General features: G+C 75.0%; 4 protein-coding genes. 2 read left to right on the top strand and 2 right to left on the bottom strand.

Annotation, left to right across the window (positions count from 1 at the left end; genetic code table 11):
- Nucleotides 1–339 precede the first annotated feature (339 nt).
- On the top strand, nucleotides 340–1,392 hold the full coding sequence (locus DZF91_RS27450; protein WP_117360041.1) for a DUF2332 domain-containing protein: 1,053 nt from the start codon (nucleotides 340–342) through the stop codon (nucleotides 1,390–1,392).
- A gap of 13 nt (nucleotides 1,393–1,405) precedes the next feature.
- On the opposite strand, the gene DZF91_RS27445 is transcribed toward DZF91_RS27450, so the two are convergent.
- Nucleotides 1,406–2,554, bottom strand: a complete 1,149-nt coding sequence (locus DZF91_RS27445; RefSeq protein WP_117360040.1) for a serine hydrolase domain-containing protein — start codon at nucleotides 2,552–2,554, stop codon at nucleotides 1,406–1,408.
- 2 nt (nucleotides 2,555–2,556) lie between these two features.
- On the bottom strand, nucleotides 2,557–3,123 hold the full coding sequence (locus DZF91_RS27440) for an NADPH-dependent FMN reductase (protein ID WP_117360039.1): 567 nt from the start codon (nucleotides 3,121–3,123) through the stop codon (nucleotides 2,557–2,559).
- A 126-nt stretch (nucleotides 3,124–3,249) separates the two neighbouring features.
- Between DZF91_RS27440 and DZF91_RS27435 the strand changes: the two genes are divergently transcribed.
- On the top strand, nucleotides 3,250–3,885 hold the full coding sequence (locus tag DZF91_RS27435) for a TetR/AcrR family transcriptional regulator (RefSeq protein ID WP_117360038.1): 636 nt from the start codon (nucleotides 3,250–3,252) through the stop codon (nucleotides 3,883–3,885).
- Nucleotides 3,886–4,104 lie beyond the last annotated feature (219 nt).

Here is a 4,104-nt window from a genome sequence, read left to right as displayed (position 1 = left end):
GCCGCGAGCGCCGCCGCCGCGCGCCCGCCCCGCGGCACACCGCGCACACCGCGCACACCGCGCACACCGCGCACACCGCGCACACCGCGCGAACCTCGCCCACTCTGCGCGCCGCGCGAACCTCGCCCACTCTGCGCACCGCGTGCGCTCCGCACGCCTCGCCCACTCTGCACGCCACGCGTGTCGTCGTCCGCCGGCGGGCGGCCTCGTTCTCCATACCGGTCCGTGCGCGTCATCGCGCCTCCTTCGGTCGCTCCTCGCGGAGCCCCCCGATCGCGGATGTGAGTGCTCGTGATCGTCCCAAGCAAGATCTTTTCGGTCAACGGCAGAATCATGGGCATGGCATCGACATTCCACGCCCGACTCCGCGCCGAACTGCTCGCCCAGGCGGCGACCTGCGAGAAGGGCGGCTCCCCCATGTACGCCGAACTGCTGCGGCGGGCCGCCGAGGAACCGGAGGGACCGGTCGGCGCGGTCGTTTCGGACGGCCCGGAGGCGGGCCGGGTGCTGCGGCTGCTCGGCGCGACCCACCGGCTGGTGCTGGAGGGCCGCGCCCCCGAGCTCGCCGCGCACTACCCGACGGCGGGCGGGACGGCCGACCCGCTGGCCGCCTGGCCCGCGTTCCGGGCGCTGCTGGCCGACCGTCCGGACGAGGTGCGCGCCGGGATGTCCGGCGCGCCGCAGACCAACGAGGTCGGACGGGCCGCGCCGCTGGTCGGCGGCCTGCTGGCGGTCCTCGCCGCGACCGGGGAGCGTCCCGTCCGGCTGCTGGAGGTGGGGGCCAGCGCGGGCCTGAACCTGCGCGCCGACCGGTACCGGTACGAGTCGGAGGGCGGCCTCGCCTTCGGCCCGGCCGACTCCCCCGTCGTGCTGCGCGACTGCTGGCTCGGATCGCCGCCGCCGCTGACCGCCGACCTCGTGATCAGCGAGCGGACCGGCTGCGACCTCGCGCCCGTCGATCCCGTCGCGGACGGCGTCCGGCTGATGTCGTTCGTCTGGCCCGACCGGCTCGACCGGGTGGCGCGGCTGCGCGGCGCGCTGGAGGTCGCCGCGCGGGTCCCGGCGACGATCGTCCGCGCGGACGCCGCGACGTTCCTCGCCGACCTCGCGCCGCGCCGGGGCATGGTGACGGTGGTGTGGCACTCGCTGATGTGGCAGTACCTCTCCCCCGCCGAGCAGGCGCGCGTCACGGCGGCCGTGGAGCGGGCGGGCGCCGCCGCGACGCCGGACGCGCCCGTCGCCCACCTCCACCTCGAGCAGGGCGACGACGCCGACTTCCAGAGCCTGCCGGTCCTGACCCTCCGGCTGTGGCCGCAGGAGGGCGGCGAACGGCGCGTCCTGGCCGACACGCCCCACCACGGCGTCCCCACCCACTGGCGTCCGGCCCCGTAACCCCGCCGGTCCGTCAGGCCCGGACGGGCTCGGACGCGGCGACCGCGGCCATGACCGCCTCGACCAGCACGGCGTTCTCCGGGGCGCCCCCGCCGCCGACCGTGAAGCGGCGGCGCGTGTAGCCGTAGGCGATGCCGCTGGACGGGTCGGCGAAGGACTGCGCGCCGACCGCGCCGCTGTGCCCGAAGGCGTCCCGGCCGAGGGACGGGTAGCGGACCGCCATGGCCTCGAAGCCGAGCAGGAAGTGGTCGGGTTCGCCGGTCACCGCGTCCACGCCGGGCGTGTGCGGCTTGGTGAACTCGGCCAGCGTCGGCGCGTCGAGCAGGGCGGGGCGTCCGCCGGTCCCGCCGGTCGCGGCGGCGTAGAGGGCGGCGAGGCCGCGCGCGTTGCCCACGCTGCCGGACGAGGCGGGCCCCGCCGCCCGGACGGCCCGGGTGTTGGCGAACTCGACCAGGTCCGTGGGCGGGGACGCGTTCCGGTTGAAGGCGATGCCCGTCAGGCTGTCCGGGGCGACGGGCTCGGGTTCGTGCCCGCCGGGCCCGTCCGGGAGGAGTGGTTGCGCGGGCAGGTAGCGGGGTTCGTGCCGTTCGGGGAGGCCGAGGTAGAAGTCGAGGCCGTAGGGCGCGCGGATCCGCTCCTCGTACAGCTCCTGGAGCGAGCGTCCGGTCACGCGCCGCACGACCTCACCGGTCAGCGCGCCGATGGTGAAGGCGTGGTAGCCGTAGGCGTCGGACGGCCGCCAGTAGGGCCGCTGCCCGGCCAACCGCGCGGCGAGGGCTCGGTCGTCGACCAGTTCGGCGGTGCCGAACCCGCCGTCCACGCCGATCAGTCCGGCCCGGTGGGCGAGGAGGTCGCGCAGGGTGATGCCGCCCTTGTCCTCGGCGGCGAACTCCGGCCAGTGGTCGGCGACGGGCCGGTCGAGGTCCAGGATCCCGTCCTGCACGAGCAGGGCGACGACGAGGTGGGCCGCGCCCTTGCCGGACGAGTACAGCGCGAACAGCGAGTCGCCCGTCACGTCCGGGCCGGTCCACAGGTCCAGGACGGGGCGGCCGTGGTGGCGGACGGCGAGCTGCGCGCCGAGCCCGTCCTCGCGCGCGGTGACGTCCTCGAACACCTGCCGGACCCGCTCGAATCCGGGTGCGGCCATGCCGTGCACGGTCATGGTCACTCCCCGCCCATCTTCGCGGCGAGCGCGTCCAGCAGCTCCCGCAGCACGCCGGCGGTCTTCTCGTCGGTGAGGTTCCCGCCCTCGTCGAAGCGCTCGTGCGCGCGGAAGACGATGAGCTCGGGCTTCACGACGACGTCCGAGTGCGTCCACAGGAACACCTGGCGCAGCGCGAGCTGGGCGCGGACGGACCCGAACTGGGTCGGGGCCGCGCCCGCGATGGCGACGGGCTTGCGCAGCAGGGGCGCGCCCTCCCCGCCGGTCCAGTCGGTGCTGGCCCAGTCGATGGCGTTCTTGAGCACGCCGGGCACGGAGTAGTTGAACTCGGGCGTCGCGATCAGCAGGCCGTCGGCGGCGTTGACGCGGTCGCGGAGGTCCTGCGCGGCGGCGGGACGACGGTCCGGGACGTCCAGGTCCATGTCGTAGGGCGGGAGGTCGCGGAGCCCGTCGTAGACCTCCACCCGGACGCCGGGCGGCGTGGACTTCCGGGCGGCCCGGAGCAGGGCGGTGTTGTAGGAGTCGGCTCTGAGGCTTCCGGAGATCCCCAGGATCGTGCGCTCGCGCATGGGCGTTCCTTCGTGGACGTTGGCGCAGGCCAAGGCGCTCCCGGCCGGGCGGCCGGGGCAAACTGAACTGAACTGTACAGATCAGTTCAAGTGAACTCAACCGTTCAGTTCACGTAGGATGCGGGGATGACCACGACGACCAGGCGCACCCCGCCGTCCGGGGAACGCGCGGCGCGCAAGCGGGCGGCCATCGTGCGGGCGGCCCACGAGCTCTTCCTCGAGCAGGGGTTCGGCACCGGGATGGACGCCATCGCCGCCGCAGCGGGCGTGTCGAAGGTGACCGTCTACAACCACTTCGCCGGCAAGGAGGAGCTGTTCGTCGAGGTGGTGAACCAGGCCCTCGGCCAGGCCCTCGGCCGCACCATGCGGGCCATGCGGGAGCGGCTCCGCGCGGACGACGACCTGGCCGGGGTGCTGACCGCGACCGCGCGCGACTGGGTCGCGGGCCTGGTCCGCCCCGAGGTGCTCGCGCTGCGCGCGCTCATCACCGCCGAGGCGCGGCGGTTCCCCGAGCTCGGCCGCGCCTGGCGGGAGCAGGGCCCCGACCGGTTCAGCGAGCCCCTGGCCGAGGCGCTCGCCGCCCGCGACGACCTGGACATCCCGGACATGGAACTGGCGATCACCCAGTTCTACGCGCTGGTGCTCTACCCGCACATCGTCCACCACGGGTACGGCGGGCGCCTCGACCCGGAGCTCACCGACGGCCTCATCACCACGGGCGTCGACATGTTCCTGACGTACTACCGCCGCCGGGACGCCTGACGCAGTGCCGCAGGGACGTCTGGCGTAGTACCGCAGGGACGCGTGACGCAGTGCCGCCGTGCCACAGGTACGCCTGACGCAGTGCCGCAGGAACACCTGACGCAGTGAGCAGGGACTCCTGACGCAGTGCGCGGAGGAGCGCCCGCCCCGGCTCGGCCCGCGGCCCGCGCGGCGGTCCGGCGCTCCGGGCCGGGACCGGGGCCGCCCCGCTCAGGTGGT

Origin of the sequence: Actinomadura logoneensis, from assembly GCF_003428695.1 — a bacterium.
GTDB lineage: Bacteria > Actinomycetota > Actinomycetes > Streptosporangiales > Streptosporangiaceae > Spirillospora > Spirillospora logoneensis.
This window is presented reverse-complemented; position numbering and strand designations above follow the sequence as displayed.

Coding starts and splice junctions, on each gene's coding strand:
- DZF91_RS27445 (WP_117360040.1), bottom strand. CDS start 2,554: ATGACCGTGCACGGCATGGCCGCACCCGGATTCGAGCGGGTCCGGCAG.
- DZF91_RS27440 (WP_117360039.1), bottom strand. CDS start 3,123: ATGCGCGAGCGCACGATCCTGGGGATCTCCGGAAGCCTCAGAGCCGAC.
- DZF91_RS27450 (WP_117360041.1), top strand. CDS start 340: ATGGCATCGACATTCCACGCCCGACTCCGCGCCGAACTGCTCGCCCAG.
- DZF91_RS27435 (WP_117360038.1), top strand. CDS start 3,250: ATGACCACGACGACCAGGCGCACCCCGCCGTCCGGGGAACGCGCGGCG.